The sequence below is a fragment of the Nonomuraea sp. SBT364 genome, assembly GCF_001083785.1.
GTDB lineage: Bacteria > Actinomycetota > Actinomycetes > Streptosporangiales > Streptosporangiaceae > Nonomuraea.
In genome coordinates this window covers 21601-37377 of the sequence record NZ_LAVL01000080.1, presented here as the reverse complement: position 1 = coordinate 37377, position 15777 = coordinate 21601, and the positions used below count along the sequence as shown (strand labels likewise).

Here is a 15777-nt window from a genome sequence, read left to right as displayed (position 1 = left end):
GTTCCTGGCCGGCGACGGCCGCGCCCGTCGCCGGCCAGGGGTTGTCCCTGGTCTCCGTCGTGGGGCCGGGGACCAGGGAGATCATGGCCGGAGGCGGCTCCACCAGGCCGCGCGCCTGGACGGGGAAGCCGTCCGGGCGCCAGGTGGTGTCGTCGTCCGGCAGCGGTTGCCCCCAGGCGGGCTGCTCGCGCAGAGTGTCGGGGGCGGCGGCGAGCGGGAGGCGGCGCAGCATCGTGGCCGCGCGGATCGTGCGGGGCGCCGCCTGGCATTCGGGACAGGTCAGGATGTGGCGGGCGATCCGGGTGCGGTTGCGGCGGCCCGGGGTCTTCGCCCAGTCGGTCAGGCGGGCGGCGAGGCGGGGGCAGCCGTCGCGGGTCCTGGCCGCGCGCACCGCGGCGAACCACTGCTCCAGCGTGTCGGCGGCCTCCGTGACGATGGCGGTCACGTCCCCGGCCGCCGCGTCGAAGATCAGCGCGATCTCGCCGTCCGGCAGCCCATGCCGTACCGAGAGGTCGAGGAGCTCCCGGTGCGGGCCGTCGAGGGCCGTCAGCCCCTCGGGCACCAGGTCGGGCGCCGGGCCGGGACGCGACCAGGAGCCGATGCTGGCCGGTCTGGCGGCGGCGACGGCGGCGCGGTGGGCGCGCGCCAGCGCGTAGAGCCAGGGCCGCAGCGCGTCCGGCGAGGGGAGCCGGCCCGCGTGCGTGTGCGCCGACAGCAGCGCGCCCGCGACGGCCAGCTCGGCGTCGGAGCCGGCCAGTGCCGTGCGGCAGTAGTCGTACAGGTGCCGCCCGTGCTCGTCGCAGAGCGCGCCGATGGCCTCGCGCGCCTCGTCCGTCAGCGTCCGCCACATCTGATCGAGCACTCCTCACGTCACCGCGCCGACCCTCGCCCGGTCCTCGCAGGGGATGGGGCCGTCAGGCGGCCTCCGGCGGGCGCGACGTGCCGGGGTCGCCGGCGCCGGCCCGCGTGCCGCCCGGACCGGCCGCCGGCCCGGCCCGGCCACGGCCCGGAGCGCCGGCGACCCTCGTCCTGGGAAGGGGAGGGGCGCTCACGAGGCCCTCCGGTGGGGGGAGCGGTTGAGGGTGACGGGCTTGCCGGTCGCCCGGGACAGCGCCCACCATGCGGTGCACAGGTTCGAGGTGAGCAGCACCCGGTCGTTGCCGGCGCCCAGCGTGCCCAGCGCCGGGAGCGTCGCCATGCCGCTGCCGGCGAACAGCAGGACGCCGTCGCGGGGCAGGCGCGCCCGCTTCACCTGCTCCACCAGCTCGGCGGGGGTGATGGTGTCCGGGGAGAAGCCGCCCTGGGCGCGGACCGGCAGCACGCCGGCGATGCGCAGCCCGGCGGCCTTCCAGAACCACTCGGCCAGCTCCGTCAGCCACGGCTGGAACGGCGAGACGATGTGGATCTCCTCCAGCCCGAGATGCCCGATCGCCTCCAGGATGGCCACGGTCGCCGAGGCGAACGGTACTCCGCACCGCTCGGTCAGCCGCAGGCAGCTCTCGCGGTCCTCGTCCGGGTCGAGCAGGTAGCGGGGCCCGTCGCTGGCCATGACGAGCGCGTCCAGCGGCAGGTCGCCGAAGGCGTGGGTCATGGCGGGCAGCGCCGCGTTGTAGCTCTCCAGCCGCTCTGCCGGCGCCAGCCCGGGCCGTACCGGGAAGCGGGCGGCGTGCATGTCGGCCCGCGAGCCGAGCAGGCGGGTCAGCTCCGGCTCCGCCGACGGGTTCCCGGGCGGCACCAGCACGCCCACCCTGCCGCGGCTCATGTCCGCCTCCTGCCAGGCCGTTCCACCGGCAGCAGCCGCCGCACCGGATGCGCGGCGAGCGGGGCACGGGGCTGCGGCTGCGGCTGGACGGGGGCGGGCGGCCGGGTACCGCGTACCGGGACCTCGCAGGGCGGCCGGTGCGGCCCGCGGACCTCGTCGGTGAGCATGATCACTCCTGTCAGGTCAGGGCGCCTGCGTCCGATGGGGAGAGCAGGACGGGGGGCAGCGTGGCCGGCTGGTTGGGCACGCTGGCCGCGACCAGCCGCTCCGACAGGCCCGTCGCCAGGTGCGGGAAGCCGATGCGGGGCGGCGGCTTCCCGCCGGTGACCGTGGTGGCGACCCGGCCGGCCAGCGACAGGTGCTCGGCGCAGCGGTCGCGCACCCTGGCCTCCAGTCCGGCGATCTGGGCGAGCCGGTGGCGCAGCGGCTCCAGGGTCGCGGTGCGTTCCAGCCCGGCCAGGTCGGCCAGCCGTCCCGGCCAGCGCAGTTCCTCGCGCAGGCGCGCCTCCACCTCCGGGACGACACGCTCGGCCGGCAGCCCCTCCTGGAGCAGCCGGGTGGCGACGGTGACCGCCATGAACGCCGTGAGGTCGTAGTCGGCCAGCCGCCCGGCGAGCGCGGCGTCGAGCACGAGCACCCGGTACGACAGGCAGTCGGCGCTCCAGCCCAGCACCATGAGGCGGTCGATGCCCGCCTCGGCGTGCCAGCCGGCGAGCCTCAGCTCGCGCGCCATCCGCTGGTACAGGCTCCACGTGCCGGGGTCGCCGTCTATCCAGATCTGGACCCCGCCGAGAGGCAGGTCCGATACGTTGACGGATGTCCCGGCCGGCGCGACGCGGGCGCAGATGCGCTGAATCACCCGCTCGTGCGCCGGTGAAGCCATGCTCTTGGTGAACCAGGGACTGACCTGGTGATCGATGGTCACGTCCGGCCACCTCCCTGCCGGGCACCTCCGAAGGGGTCCGGCTGTCAGGTAACAGTTTCCACGTGTCGTACGATACTGGCCAAATGCGGGTTATGGTGTCAACTCTCAGTTTTCGACAATACGTGAGCGCTCCCGGTACGGGAAGGGCGCCCTGCGCGGTCGCGCCGGGCGGCGTCTAGGCTGGAAGGGCGTTCACGGGTAGCAGGAGGTCCGCGTGGCGAAGTTCGCCGAGCGACTCGATCTCGCGCTGAACAAGCGCGGTTTCACAGGCGCTCAAGTCGCCGCCGCGCTCACCGAGGCCGGCATCCCGATCACGCGCGCCTACGTCAGCCAGTTGCGCACCGGCAAGCAGACCAACCCGACGCTCCAGGTGCTGCGCGCGCTGGCGGCCTGCCTCCAGGTGAGCGTTGGCTGGCTCGTAGGTGAGGATTACCTGGAGTCCGGGGCGGTGGAGGACCTTCAGGTCCGCGCGGCTGCCATCGGCGTGTCCGTGTCCGGGCTCTCCGACACCTCGCTGACCGTGCTGCGGGGGGTGATCGAGCTGGCCCGCAAGGCCGAGGGCCTGCCCGAGGAGCCCGAGCCCGCGATGGCGATCCCCGACGCGGCGGCGCCGCTGGACGAGCCGATGCGGCTGGCGCTCGGTGAGCGCCTGAGATCACTGCGCCTGGCCGCGCAGATCACCCCGGAGAAGGTGGAGACCGCGCTCGGCAAGGGCGCGGTCGCGGTCGAGGCGATCGAGGCCGGCCGGATCACGCCCGCGCCGGCCACCGTCGAGCGCCTGCTCACGCTGTACGGGGTGAGCGCCGTGCCCGCCCGCGAGTACGTCCTCTCGCTGGCGCGCGGCGAGCGCGAGCTGGCCTGGTACGACGCGAGCTCGTTCCCCGTGTGGCTGGCCACGACCTGCGCCATCGACAGCCGGGCCTCGGTGATCCGCACCTACCACACCCACTTCGTGCCGCCGCTGCTGCAGACCGAGGCCTACGCGCTGGCGGCGATAGCCACGGCCGACCAGGGCTCGTTCCGCCACACCACGGCCGACGCGGCGGTCGACATCCTGGCCGCCCGCCAGCGGCTGGTGTTCGGCCCCAACGGCCCGGTCGTGTGGGCGGTCATGGACGAGGGCGTGCTGCTGCGCTCGATCGCGGGCTCGGAGGTGATGCTCGACCAGCTCGACCGGCTGATCGGCTACGCCAAGCGGCCCAACATCTCGCTGCACATCGTGCCCATGGAAGATCCGGCGTACGTGCCGCGCACCGGGCCGTTCACGCTGTGGCGCTTCGCGGAGGCGTTCGAGCCGGACATCGCGTGCGCCCACGCGCTGGAGGCCGACGAGCTGATCACCGACGGGGTCGTGGTGGAGGGCTACCACCAGGCGTTCACCAAGCTGTCGGTCACCACGACCACCCGCGACGAGACGATCGACATGCTCTACGCGCATCGCGAAAGACTTTCACGTACCCCCGCCAATTGATCGTCGGGAATGTGAAAAGTCATATTTCCTCAAAATACACTGCCGCATGTAGTTGAATAAAGGAATTTATGGATCATTATTGACATTGGTCATCCGAGTGGGGTCAGAGACCGGAACTTTCCCGAATGGACGCGGCGAGGGGAAAGGGGCGACACGCAATGCGGCAACGTGCCATCCGAAACCTGGCCAATCTCGACACCGCACACGCGAGGATCACGCGCATCCTTGATGCCGCCACCGGAGGCAAGAACAACTTCCGGGCCGACCGTGAAGCGGTGAACCGGTACGACGTGGCCGCCGCGGTGACGACAGCCGCCGCACGGGCCGTCCAGGGCTATTTATGCCGGGCCGTGCGGCACCTGGCCGCGGAAGGCGTTGACCAGTTCATGATCGTGGGAAGTGGTGTCCCCAGCGGCCTGCCACCCGGCGGCCAGCTGCACGACATCGCCCGCGACACGCCCCGTACCTCTTGCGCGCGTGTCGTCTATATAGAGAGTGACCCGATGGTGCTGGCCAACGCGCAGGCCACCATCGAACCCATCACCGACCTGGTCCGCGTGGTCGAGGGCGACATCCGCCAGATCGACGAGATCCTCGACGACCGGGTCGTGCGGACGTTCGCCGACTGGAACAGGCCGATGGCCTGGGTGGTGGTGTCCACCCACAGCCTGAGCGACGACGAGCAGGCCCGCTACGTCGTCAAGCGCCTGCGCCAGTCCGTGCCCGAGAGGAGTTTCCTGGCGATCCTGCAGACGACGTTCGACGGCATACCGCCGGAGTTGCTGCCCGCCATCAACGACCTGCTGGCCATGACGCTGCCCGGGCACGCGGTGCGCTCCCGCGACCGGGTGGAGGCGTTGCTCGACGGACTGGATCTGCTGGAACCGGGGCTGGTGTGGGTCCCGGAGTGGCGGCCGGACGGCGACGACCCGCACTGTGCCGACCAGCCGGGGACGTCGGGCAACTACGGGGCGGTGGCCCGCCTGCCGTGATCCGGACCCGCCGCCCGCCCCCGGGCGGGCGGCGTCAGTCCCACCAGAACGACCAGGCGTGCCCGCCGATGATCTGCTCGGCGTAACCCCGCAGGTCGCCCGGTCCCTGTACGACGTTGTCCGGGCAGAACGCCCAGTGCTCGGCCGCGACGCGCAGCGCGTGCTCCGGCTCGACGGGCGGCGCGGCCACGCTCAGCTCCAGCGTGTTGAAGCCGACGCCCACCACCCGCGCCCCGAAGCGCTCCTCCCAGCTGCGTACCACCGCCGCCAGCGGCACCATCCACTCGTTGTGGTGCAGCGCGCCCTGCCAGCCCATCACGGCCAGCGCGTCGGCGCCCCGGGGGGCCGCCACCAGCCCCAGCGGCATCCCCCGCTCCGCCAGCACCCCGGCGTACCAGGCGGCGACCTCGGCAGGTTCGGCCACCGGCGTCCCCGGCGGGGCCAGGCCGGGACAGATCGCCCCGTAGGGGTCGAGCTCGTCCAGGGCGTCCTGGGCGGGCATCTGCGACACCCACTCCTGCCACACCTCGGTCATGAACCCCTCGGCGGTGAAATGGTCGATCTGCACCGGCTCGTCGGGCACCACCTGCCCCGCGGACCACGGCTGCGCGCTCTCGTCCAGCAGCACCGGCCACAGCCCGCTGCGCGCGTGCTCGGCGTGGAAGCTCCGCCAGTGCGCGCCGCTGACGGGCTCGTCGCTCATCCAGAACGCGGGCCGGGGCGACGGGCCCTGCCCGGTGTAGCCCGGGTCCGGCCAGACCACGCCGCCCTCGGGCACAGCGATCGCCAGGGCCCGTCCCCTGCCGCCGTCGGCGAACAGCGGGCACAGCTCCGGCGGCAGCTGATGATCGTTCATGCCCTACCGTTCCGATACCGAATCCTGTCTCGCAGATGGTAATGCCGAGGACATTTGTCCTGGGCGATCCCGGATGCATGAACCTTCCGGCTCCCCTCGGGCATCCGGGACCGTGGAGGCATGAGAACACTCGCGGCGCTGGCCGTCCTGCTCACCGCCTGCGCCACCACGACACCCACGGCCACCACGGCGACCACGACGACCACGCTGACCGGGCCGGCCGCCGCCGACCCCGCCGTCGTCAGGACGGACGCCGGCGCGGTGCGCGGCAGCGTGGCGGGCGGCCATCGCCTCTTCCAGGGCATCCGTTACGCGACCGCCGGCCGCTGGGAGCCGCCCGCGCCGCCGCCCGCGTGGCGGGGCGTCCTGGACGCGACCAGGCCCGGCGCCATGTGCCCGCAGGTCGGCTCGCCGTACGCGCCCGTCCGCAGCGAGAACGAGGACTGCCTGTTCCTGAACGTGACCACGCCCGCGAAGCCGGGGACCCGGCGGCCGGTCATGGTGTGGCTGCACGGCGACGGCGCGCTCGGCGCCGGGCACTACTCCGACGCGCGCCGGCTGGCCGCCCGGGGCGTGGTGGTGGTGACGATCAACTACCGGCTCGGCGTGTTCGGCGGCTTCGGGCACCCGGGGCTGCGCGACGGCGGCACGTACGGGCTCCAGGACCAGACGGAGGCGCTGCGCTGGGTGCGGCGCAACGCGGCGGCCTTCGGCGGCGACCCGGGCAACGTGACGGTGTTCGGCGTCTCCTACGGCGCCTCGGCCATCGGCGCGCTGCTCACCTCGCCGGCCGCCGGGGGCCTGTTCCATCGGGCGATCATGCAGAGCGGCGAGACGCTGATGGACATGCCCGCCGGCAGCATGGTGCCCGGCCTGGAGGCGCTGCCGTCGTTCATGTGGCGTTCCCGGGCCGAGGTGTCGGCCCTGGGCCGGGCGTACGCCGGGCAGCTCGGCTGCGCGGACCTGGCGTGCCTGCGCGCCCTCCCGGTCGAGAAGATCCTGGAGGTGCCGCAGATCATGAACGCGTTCCAGACCTACGCGTACGGCAACCGCGTGCTGCCGGAGTCTCCCGCCGAGGCGCTGCGGAAGGGGCGTTTCCACCGGGTGCCGGTGCTCGCCGGGGCGACACGGGATGAACATCGCCTCTTTGTCGCGATGAATTACGACATTCAGGGTAAAACGCCGAATTATCCCAAACTTGTACGAGAAGCGTTCGGCAGGAAGGCCCCCGACATTCTTCGTAAGTACCCGATAAATCGGTATAAGTCTCCCAGTATTGCGTGGGCCACCGTCCTCACCGACCGCATGTGGGCCCGCGCCACCCACGAGCAGAACACACTCCTGGCCCAGCACGTCCCCGTGTACGGCTACGAGTTCGCCGACCGGGACGCGCCGATGTTCCTGCCGCTGGAGACCGGGTTCGACTGGGGCGCCTACCACGCCGGCGATCTGCCGTACCTCTTCGAGGAGAAGGACACCCCGCTCGCGCCCGCCCAGCGCGCGCTGTCGGACCGGATGATCGGCTACTGGGCGAACTTCGCTCGCGCCGGCGACCCCAACGGGAAGGGCCTGCCCGGCTGGCCACGCGCCGGCTCCGGCACCCTGGCGCTGGAACCGGGCAAGATCCGCGTCATCGACTACGCTGCCAGGCACCGGCTCGGTTTCTGGAAGTAGGGCCCCGTTGATCAAGCTCCTGATCGCCGAGGACCAGGGCATGATGCGCGACGCGCTGGCCCTGCTCCTCGGGCTGGAGGACGACCTGGAGATCGTCGCCCAGGTGTCGTCCGGCGACGCGATCATGGCAGCCGTCGCCGCCCACCGGCCCGACGTGGCGCTGCTCGACATCGAGCTGCCCGGCCGCTCCGGCCTCGACGTGCTGCCGGAGCTGCGCGCGGCGCTGCCAGGGTGCGCGGTGCTGATCCTCACCACGTTCGCCAGGCCCGGCTACCTGCGCCGGGCCATGGAGGCGGGGGCCGCCGGGTTCATGGTCAAGGACGGGCCCGTCGAGGAGCTGGCCGCCGCCGTCCGCCGGGTCGTGGCGGGGGAGCGGATCGTCGACCCGGCGCTGGCCGCCGCCGCGCTGCGCGCCGGGCCGAGCCCGCTCACCGACCGCGAGCGCGACGTGCTCGCCGCCGCCCTCGACGGCGCCACGATCGCCGACCTGGCCGCCCGGCTGCACCTGTCGGAGAGCACGGTGCGCAACCACCTGTCGTCGGCCATCGGCAAGACCCACACCCGCAACCGCATCGAGGCCGCCCGGCTGGCGCGGCACAACGGGTGGCTGTGACCCCCGCGCCGCGATCCGGTGCGCCAAGCCCGGCCGGCGCCGTCCTCGGTCAGCCGAGCGCCATGTCGAAGAAGCGCCGCTCCAGCTCGACGGCGCGGCCGAACACCTCCAGCACCCGCCGCCTGCCCGCCTCGCCGAGCTCCGGGCCGAGCCGGTCCAGCTCGCCGCGCAGGAAGGCGACCCACGCGCGGAACTCGGGACCCTCGTGCAGCTCGATCCACTCCCGGTGCACGAAGCCCTCCGGCAGCGGCTCGACGGCCCTGGACGCCCAGCCCAGGTAGGCCCACTCGGCCACGCACAGCACGGCCGCGATCAGGGAGTAGTCCTGCGAGGCGCGCACCTCGTCCATGAGCTGCCTGAACTCCGCCGTCACCGGCTCCGTCGCCGCCTCGGTGCTGCCACCGAGCGCCGCCAGCGCCCGGTGGAAGTACGTCTTCTCCTCCGTCGTCGCCACCTGCCCGAGGAACCGCCCGTACGGGACGCGCGCCTCGAAGGTGTCGGCACTGGCCACGGCCGCCCCGAGGAGCGCGGTGAAGGAGTCGACGAACTGGAAGTCCTGCTCCAGGTAGCGCCGCATGTCGGCCTCGCCCGTCGTGATCGCCGTGGCGAACGGGTGCGTCACCACCGCCGTCCACTCGGCCTCGCACTGCTCGCGCAACCATGCGCTGAAGGTCTCGGTCACGTACCCGACTCTAGGCCGTACACCGGATATCACGGCTGTCAGTGACTCGTCCGGTGCGGGCGAACGTCCCGCCTGATCCAGGCTCTCGGCGCGGGGGAGCGGCCGCGCCGGGAGCGTCAGGAGCCTCAGTAGCCGCCGTACGGCTGGCTGGGAGCCTTGGTGGGTGTCTTGGTGGGTGCCTTGGTGGGCTGTGCGGGGGGGGGGGGGGGGCGGGAGCCCGCGGGCCGGATCACGCCGAGCAGGCCGTGCGTGCCGCCCTCCAGGCCCGCGGAGAACCACAGCGCGTTCTCGCCGCCGTTGGCCGCCGTGCCCGGCTCCAGGTCCCACAGGCCCGGCAGCTTGATGGCGCGGCCGTCGGCGGTGCGCAGCGCGCCGAGGTGCCGGCTGTTGCGGTAGGCGTGGATGGTGCCGTCGCCGAAGTTGCCGACCAGCAGCGCGCCCGCGTACTGGCCGAGGCCGCGCGGCGCCTTCGTGATCGCCCACGGCGCGTTCAGGCCGACCCGCGCGATGCGCCCGGTCAGCCGGCCGTCGAGGTCGAAGCGGCTGACGAAGCCCTTGCGCGCCCCGGCGACCGACTTGCCGGTCCGCGGGTCGCGCAGCGCGTACGCCACCCACACGTTGCCGTTGACCACGGCGACGTTGAACGGCGAGTAGTTGTCGGGGATCGCCCGGTCGCTGAACTGCGAGCGGGACAGCCGGACGCGCCGGAAGTCCTCGTCGAAGGCGTGGATCCGGCCGCCCGCGAAGTCGGCCGCCAGCAGGAAGTCGCCGTCGTCGGTCCCGGCCAGCGCCAGGCCCTTGTAGTCGGCGCCGCGCGTGAACGCCCCGATGATCGCGTTCTTCGGGTCGGCCTCGGCGTTCCAGCCGCTGATCGCGCCGCTCGGGCTGGAGAAGATGAACGTGGCGGGCTTGCCCTTGACGGTGAAGCCGTCGCCGGAGTTGAACACCTGGCCGGTCGGGGCGCCGCCCGGCACGACCACCTCCGTCGCCTCCTTCTTGCCCTGGCCGGAGTAGACGGTGGCGCTGCCGGTCCCGGTGTTGGAGACCCACAGCGTCTTGCCCATGGCCAGCCCCCAGGGGTTGACCAGCTTGGCATCGGTGAGCGCCGCCTTGCCCTTGACGTCGGACACCAGGTTGACGACGTCGAAGCGGGTCCTGTGGCTGGTGGCCTGTGCGGGGGTGTTGAGAGTGCTGCCCATGACGACCGCGACAGCGCCCAGGGCGATGATGCGTGACCGCATCCGTACCTCCTTGTTAGCGCTTGTGACGCGAGATACGCGAGAGCCGCCTCCCGGGTTCAGTAGGGTCCCCTGGACGCGTTTCGTGGCCGTGTACGGGGGAGTGAAGACGCATGGACGTGCTGGGCATCGACATCGGCGGATCCGGGATCAAGGGCGCCCCCGTGGACCTGCGGGCCGGCGAGCTCACCGCGGAGCGGCTGCGGATCCCGACGCCGCGGCCCGCCGAGCCCGCCGCCGTCGCCGCGGAGGTCAGGCGGATCGTCGAGCATTTCGCCTGGACGGGACCGGTCGGCGTGACCGTGCCCGGGGTGGTGAACGGCGGCGTGATGCGGGACGCGGTCAACCTGCACGAGGCATGGGCCGGGACGGACGCCGCCGGGCTGTTCGGCGGAGCGGTCGTGGTCAACGACGCCGACGCGGCCGGGATGGCGGAGATGACGTACGGCAAGGGGCGCGGGGAGGGCGGGACCGTGCTCATGCTGACGTTCGGCACCGGGATCGGCAGCGCCCTGTTCACCGACGGCGTACTCGTGCCCAACACCGAGCTGGGGCACCTGCGGCTGCCCGGCCACGACTCCGCCAAGGACGCCGAACACTGGGCCTCCGACCGGGCCCGCGAGGAGCACGACCTCGGCTGGCAGGAGTGGGCCGGACGGGTGCAGGAATACCTGGAACACGTCACGATGCTGCTGTCTCCCTCGCTGATCATCATCGGCGGCGGCGTCAGCAAGAAGGCCGACAAGTTCCTGCCGTACATCCAGGTGGACGCGCCCGTCATCCCCGCCGCGCTGCGCAACGAGGCGGGCATCATCGGCGCCGCCGCCACCGCCGGTAACCGGCGCGGCACACCGCTGCCGTAAACGTGATCAAACAGAGGCAACCAGGAGACGCTGCGGGGAGTCTCATAGACGTGACCGTGGCCCGCCACGACTCAACTCTGGGGAGAGTGGGCCGGTCGTGGGGGGCCACGGTCACACAGGCCGATATTGGGATGCGCGAGGACGCGCCGTGGGGCACGATGGGCCGTTGGCTCCCGGCGAGCGGGGCTTGAATATCCTTGAAGCAGTATGGGAACTCCTGCGTTGTCCTCTCCATTCACCGAGCTCCAGTCCCGCCTGCCCGGTCTGATGCCGCGCGACCAGCGGCGGTTGCGGCGCAGGCTCGACGGCGTGCGCCGGGTGCGCTCGCGCGAGGCCCGCGAGAAGATCGCCGCGGAGATCCTCGCCGACGTCGAACGCGCCGAGCAGCGGCTCGAACGGCGCCGCGAGGCCCTGCCCGCGGTGACGTATCCGGAAAACCTGCCGGTTTCGCAGCGCAAGGACGACATCCTGGCCGCGATCCGCGACCACCAGGTCGTGATCATCGCCGGTGAGACCGGGTCCGGCAAGACCACCCAGATCCCCAAGATCTGCCTGGAGCTCGGCCGGGGCGTGCGCGGCCTGATCGGCCACACCCAGCCGCGCCGCATCGCCGCCCGCACCGTGGCCGAGCGCATCGCCGAGGAGCTCGGCACCGAGCTGGGCCAGGCCGTCGGCTACAAGGTCCGCTTCACCGACCAGGGCGGCGACCGCACCCTGGTCAAGCTGATGACCGACGGTATCCTGCTCGCCGAGCTGCAGCACGACCGGCTGCTGGAGCAGTACGACACACTGATCATCGACGAGGCGCACGAGCGCAGCCTCAACATCGACTTCATCCTCGGCTACCTGAAACAGCTCCTGCCGCAGCGGCCCGATCTCAAGGTCGTCATCACCAGCGCCACCATCGACCCCGAGCGGTTCTCCCGGCACTTCGACGACGCCCCGATCATCGAGGTCTCCGGCCGGACCTACCCCGTCGAGGTGCGCTACCGGCCGCTCGACGACGAGGACGACCAGACGCAGGGCATCGTGCACGCCTGCCGCGAGCTGATCGGCGAGGGGCCGGGCGACATCCTGGTCTTCCTGAGCGGCGAACGGGAGATCCGCGACGCCGCCGACGCGCTCACCAAGGCCGAGTTCCGCAACACCGAGATCCTGCCGCTCTACGCCAGGCTGAGCGCCGCCGAGCAGCACCGCGTCTTCCAGCGCCACACCGGGCGCCGCATCGTGCTGGCCACCAACGTGGCCGAGACGTCGCTGACCGTCCCGGGCATCAAGTACGTCGTCGACCCCGGCTACGCCCGCGTCTCCCGCTACAGCCACCGCACCAAGGTGCAGCGCCTGCCTATCGAGGCCATCTCGCAGGCCAGCGCCAACCAGCGCAAGGGCCGCTCCGGCCGCACCTCCGACGGCATCGCGATCCGGCTGTACGAGGAGGAGGACTTCCTGGCGCGGCCGGAGTTCACCGACCCGGAGATCCTGCGCACCAACCTGGCCTCGGTCATCCTGCAGATGACCTCGATCGGGCTGGGCGACATCGAGGCGTTCCCGTTCGTCGAGCCGCCGGACCGCCGCCAGGTCAAGGACGGCGTCAGCCTGCTGCACGAGCTGGGCGCGTTCGACACCCACGGCAAGCTCACGCCGATCGGCCGCAAGCTGGCCGCGCTGCCCGTCGACCCGCGCCTGGGCCGGATGGTGCTGGAGGCCGAGCACAACGGCTGCCTGCGCGAGGTCATGGTGATCGCCGCCGCCCTGTCGATCCAGGACCCGCGCGAGCGCCCCTCCGACAAGCAGCAGCAGGCCGACGAGAAGCACCGGCGCTTCGCCGACCCCGAGTCCGACTTCCTGTCCTACGTCAACCTGTGGAACTACCTGCGCGACAAGCAGAAGGAGCTGTCGTCCAGCGCGTTCCGCCGGCTGTGCAAGGCCGAGTTCCTCAACTACCTGCGTGTGCGCGAGTGGCAGGACATCTACAGCCAGATCCGCCAGTCGCTCGGCGTCCAGCCGGGCAGCGACACGGCCGACCCCCGGCAGGTGCACGCCTCGTTGCTGGTCGGGCTGCTGTCGCACATCGGCGTCAAGGACGTGATGGACAAGCGCGGCGCCGACGGCCGCCGGCCCATCCAGGAATACCTCGGCGCCCGCAACGCCCGCTTCGCCATCTTCCCCGGCTCCGCGCTGGCCAAGAAGCAGCCGCAGTGGGTGATGTCGGCCGAGCTGGTGGAGACGTCCCGGCTGTGGGCGCGGGTCAACGCCAAGATCGAGCCCGACTGGGTCGAGCCGCTCGCCCAGCACCTGGTCAAACGCACCTACTCCGAGCCGCACTGGGAGAAGAACCAGGGCGCGGTGATCGCGCTGGAGAAGGTCACGCTCTACGGGGTGCCGCTCGTGGTCGGCCGGAAGGTCAACTACGGCCGGATCGACCCCGACCTGTCGCGCGAGCTGTTCATCAGGCACGCCCTGGTCGAGGGCGACTGGGACAGCCACCACGGCTTCCTCAAGGCCAACCGCAAGCTGCTCGAAGAGGTCGAGGAGCTGGAGAACCGGGCCCGCCGCCGCGACATCATGGTCGACGACGAGGCGCTGTTCGACTTCTACGACCAGCGGGTGCCCGCCGACGTCGTCTCGGCCCGGCACTTCGACTCGTGGTGGAAGAAGGCGCGTGACGAGCAGCCGGAGCTGCTCACGTTCTCGCCCGACATGCTGGTCAACGAGGGCGCCGACGTCAGCGCCCGCGACTACCCCGACACCTGGCGGCAGCTCGGCCAGCGGATGAAGCTCACCTACCAGTTCGAGCCGGGCGCCGACGCCGACGGCGTCACCGTGCACGTGCCGCTTCAGGTGCTCAACCAGGTCAACTCCGACGGGTTCGACTGGCAGATCCCCGGCCTGCGCGAGGAGCTCATCACCGCGCTCATCCGGTCGCTGCCCAAGCACCTGCGCCGCAACTTCGTGCCCGCCCCCAACTACGCCAAGCAGGTGCTGGCGGCCGTCAAGCAGGGCGGCGAGCCCCTGCTGGAGGCGGTCGAGCGTGAGCTGCTGCGGCTGACCGGCGTCCGCGTGCCACACGACGCCTGGCAGCTCGACCAGGTCCCCGACCACCTGCGGATCACCTACCGGGTGATCGACGAGCGCAAGCGCACGATCGCCGAGGACAAGGACCTCGACGCGCTCAAACGGCGTCTGGCGCCGCGCCTGCGCAAGTCCCTCTCGCAGGCGGGCGACGACCTGGAGCGCACGGGGCTGACCACGTGGAGCTTCGGCACCCTGCCCAAGGTGTTCGAGCAGGGCCGCATGAAGGGCTACCCGGCACTGGTCGACGCCGGCGACTCGGTCTCCATCAAGATCTTCGAGACGCAGGCGGAGCAGCGCCGCTCCCACTGGACCGGCACCCGCCGCCTGCTCCTGCTCAACGTCACCAACCCGGCCAGATCGCTGCTCGGCGGGCTGTCCAACCAGGCCAAGCTGGCGCTGTCACGCAGCCCGCACGGCGGCGCGGTGGCGCTGTTCGACGACGTGGTCAACGCCGCCGTCGACAAGCTGACGCTCGACGTCGGCGGCCCCGCCTGGGACCCTGTCGCCTTCGACCGCCTCTACCAGCACGTCCGGGCCCACCTGTGGGACACCTCGGCCGACGTGCTGTCGCGGGTGGAGCAGATCCTCAGCGTCTGGCACGCGATCGGCGCCCGCCTCGACGGCCTGCGCGCCGGCGCGTCCACCCAGGACGTACGCGACCAGCTCGGCAGGCTCGTCTACCCGGGCTTCGTCACGGCCACCGGCCACCGCCGCCTCCCCGACATCCTGCGCTACCTGCGCGCCGTCGAACGCCGTCTCACCAAGCTCCCGGAGGAGCCGTGGCGCGACGAGGAGTGGATGGACCGGGTGCACCGGGTGGAGGACGACTACCAGGACCTCCTCGACCGCCTGCATCCCGCGAGGCGCTCGGACCCGGACGTGCTGGAGATCCGGTGGATGATCGAGGAGCTGCGCGTCAGCTTCTTCGCCCAGACGCTGGGCACGCCGACGCCGGTGTCGGAGAAGCGCATCGCCAAGGCGATGGAGAAGCTCAGCCCTTGAAGATCGACGTGTCCAGCTCGAACCCGACCGGCTCCGGCAGCGTGATCGGGGAGCCGATGGTGACCCGGGTCATCGCGGTGTAGGCGCCCTTGGCGGGCTTGCTGAACACCGTCACGGAGGGCTCGTCGCCGATCGGGGCGATGAGCAGGTAGAGGGGCACCGTGCCCTTGGCGTAGATCCGGGGCTTCTCGTCGCGGTCGGTGTGGGCGCTGCCCGGGGAGACGACCTCGGCCGCCAGCAGGATTCCGGAGGACAGCAGTTCGAGGTGGCCCCAGCGGGGACAGTCGGGCGGCGAGAGCACGTAATCGGGCTGGCAGGAGTCGCGCGGGCCCTCGATGCAGACGTTGACGCCACCGGCGGCGCCTTTCCAGCCGCGCTCTCTTCTGAGGGGGAGCAACGCGTCGTGCAGGTCGCTCGCCATCCAGCTGTGCTCGGGGGTGCCGAGTGGGCTCAAGATTATCTTCCCTTCGATGACCTCTGCCCGGAGGCCGGGCATGGGGGGTAGGGCGTCGAAGATCTCTCTGACGACATGAGGTGCGGTGTCGCTCACGGCGGGCTCCGGCTTGCTGATCGTCATGGTCGCCATGAACATGTCCCTTCGTGTTCGAACAAGCACGCTAAGTA

Annotated in this window: 14 protein-coding genes and 1 pseudogene; 6 read left to right on the top strand and 9 right to left on the bottom strand. The window is 71.7% G+C overall.

The features are described 5' to 3' along the window. From ADY59_RS28975 to ADY59_RS28965, 5 genes and pseudogenes are all read right to left on the bottom strand, one after another. Positions 1-850: pseudogene (locus tag ADY59_RS28975) on the bottom strand (hypothetical protein); the annotation flags it as partial. Between the two features lie 64 nt (positions 851-914). After that, entirely contained in the window at positions 915-1052 is a 138-nt protein-coding gene (locus ADY59_RS50430) for a hypothetical protein (protein WP_156325803.1), read from the bottom strand. Further along, positions 1049-1762: a maleate cis-trans isomerase family protein gene (locus ADY59_RS28970; RefSeq protein ID WP_049568392.1), complete on the bottom strand. Its 714-nt coding sequence runs from the start codon at positions 1760-1762 to the stop codon at positions 1049-1051. Before ADY59_RS28970 ends, ADY59_RS50430 begins: the two co-directional genes overlap by 4 nt. Then, a complete protein-coding gene (locus ADY59_RS50425) occupies positions 1759-1929 on the bottom strand; it encodes a hypothetical protein (RefSeq protein ID WP_156325802.1) in 171 nt (56 codons plus the stop codon). The genes ADY59_RS28970 and ADY59_RS50425 overlap by 4 nt, the downstream gene beginning before the upstream one ends. A gap of 11 nt (positions 1930-1940) precedes the next feature. Then, complete coding sequence (locus ADY59_RS28965; protein ID WP_049568389.1) at positions 1941-2687, bottom strand: hypothetical protein; 747 nt, start codon at positions 2685-2687, stop codon at positions 1941-1943. Between the two features lie 214 nt (positions 2688-2901). Here ADY59_RS28965 and ADY59_RS28960 point away from each other — a divergent pair, with 214 nt between their 5' ends. Both ADY59_RS28960 and ADY59_RS28955 read left to right on the top strand, forming a co-directional pair. Further along, a complete protein-coding gene (locus ADY59_RS28960; RefSeq protein ID WP_049568386.1) occupies positions 2902-4158 on the top strand; it encodes a helix-turn-helix domain-containing protein in 1257 nt (418 codons plus the stop codon). 158 nt (positions 4159-4316) lie between these two features. Then, positions 4317-5150 carry an SAM-dependent methyltransferase gene (locus ADY59_RS28955; RefSeq protein ID WP_049568382.1) on the top strand — a complete coding sequence of 278 codons (834 nt, stop codon included), beginning with the start codon at positions 4317-4319 and terminating at the stop codon, positions 5148-5150. A 34-nt stretch (positions 5151-5184) separates the two neighbouring features. Here ADY59_RS28955 and ADY59_RS28950 read toward each other — a convergent pair whose 3' ends face one another. Continuing rightward, positions 5185-6006 (bottom strand): DUF4253 domain-containing protein, encoded by an 822-nt coding sequence (locus ADY59_RS28950; RefSeq protein WP_049568379.1) that lies wholly within the window; start codon positions 6004-6006, stop codon positions 5185-5187. A gap of 120 nt (positions 6007-6126) precedes the next feature. Here ADY59_RS28950 and ADY59_RS28945 point away from each other — a divergent pair, with 120 nt between their 5' ends. Both ADY59_RS28945 and ADY59_RS28940 read left to right on the top strand, forming a co-directional pair. Then, positions 6127-7680, top strand: a complete 1554-nt coding sequence (locus ADY59_RS28945; RefSeq protein ID WP_082310489.1) for a carboxylesterase/lipase family protein — start codon at positions 6127-6129, stop codon at positions 7678-7680. A gap of 7 nt (positions 7681-7687) precedes the next feature. Continuing rightward, positions 7688-8293 carry a response regulator transcription factor gene (locus tag ADY59_RS28940; RefSeq protein ID WP_049568375.1) on the top strand — a complete coding sequence of 202 codons (606 nt, stop codon included), beginning with the start codon at positions 7688-7690 and terminating at the stop codon, positions 8291-8293. A 49-nt stretch (positions 8294-8342) separates the two neighbouring features. Here ADY59_RS28940 and ADY59_RS28935 read toward each other — a convergent pair whose 3' ends face one another. Together ADY59_RS28935 and ADY59_RS28930 are read right to left on the bottom strand one after the other, a co-directional pair. Continuing rightward, entirely contained in the window at positions 8343-8975 is a 633-nt protein-coding gene (locus tag ADY59_RS28935) for a TenA family protein (RefSeq protein WP_049568372.1), read from the bottom strand. Positions 8976-9100: 125 nt separating this feature from the next. Further along, on the bottom strand, positions 9101-10216 hold the full coding sequence (locus tag ADY59_RS28930; RefSeq protein WP_049568368.1) for a TIGR03118 family protein: 1116 nt from the start codon (positions 10214-10216) through the stop codon (positions 9101-9103). 110 nt (positions 10217-10326) lie between these two features. On the opposite strand from ADY59_RS28930, the gene ppgK reads away from it, so the two are divergent. Together ppgK and hrpA are read left to right on the top strand one after the other, a co-directional pair. Next, positions 10327-11076 (top strand): polyphosphate--glucose phosphotransferase, encoded by a 750-nt coding sequence (gene ppgK, locus ADY59_RS28925; RefSeq protein WP_049568365.1) that lies wholly within the window; start codon positions 10327-10329, stop codon positions 11074-11076. A 207-nt stretch (positions 11077-11283) separates the two neighbouring features. Then, positions 11284-15153, top strand: a complete 3870-nt coding sequence (gene hrpA, locus ADY59_RS28920) for an ATP-dependent RNA helicase HrpA (RefSeq protein WP_049568362.1) — start codon at positions 11284-11286, stop codon at positions 15151-15153. Here hrpA and ADY59_RS28915 read toward each other — a convergent pair. After that, the gene (locus ADY59_RS28915) at positions 15143-15730 is read right to left on the bottom strand and encodes a Uma2 family endonuclease (RefSeq protein ID WP_269433650.1); all 588 of its coding nucleotides are present in this window, start codon (positions 15728-15730) and stop codon (positions 15143-15145) included. The genes hrpA and ADY59_RS28915 overlap by 11 nt on opposite strands. Between the last annotated feature and the right edge of the window lie 47 nt (positions 15731-15777).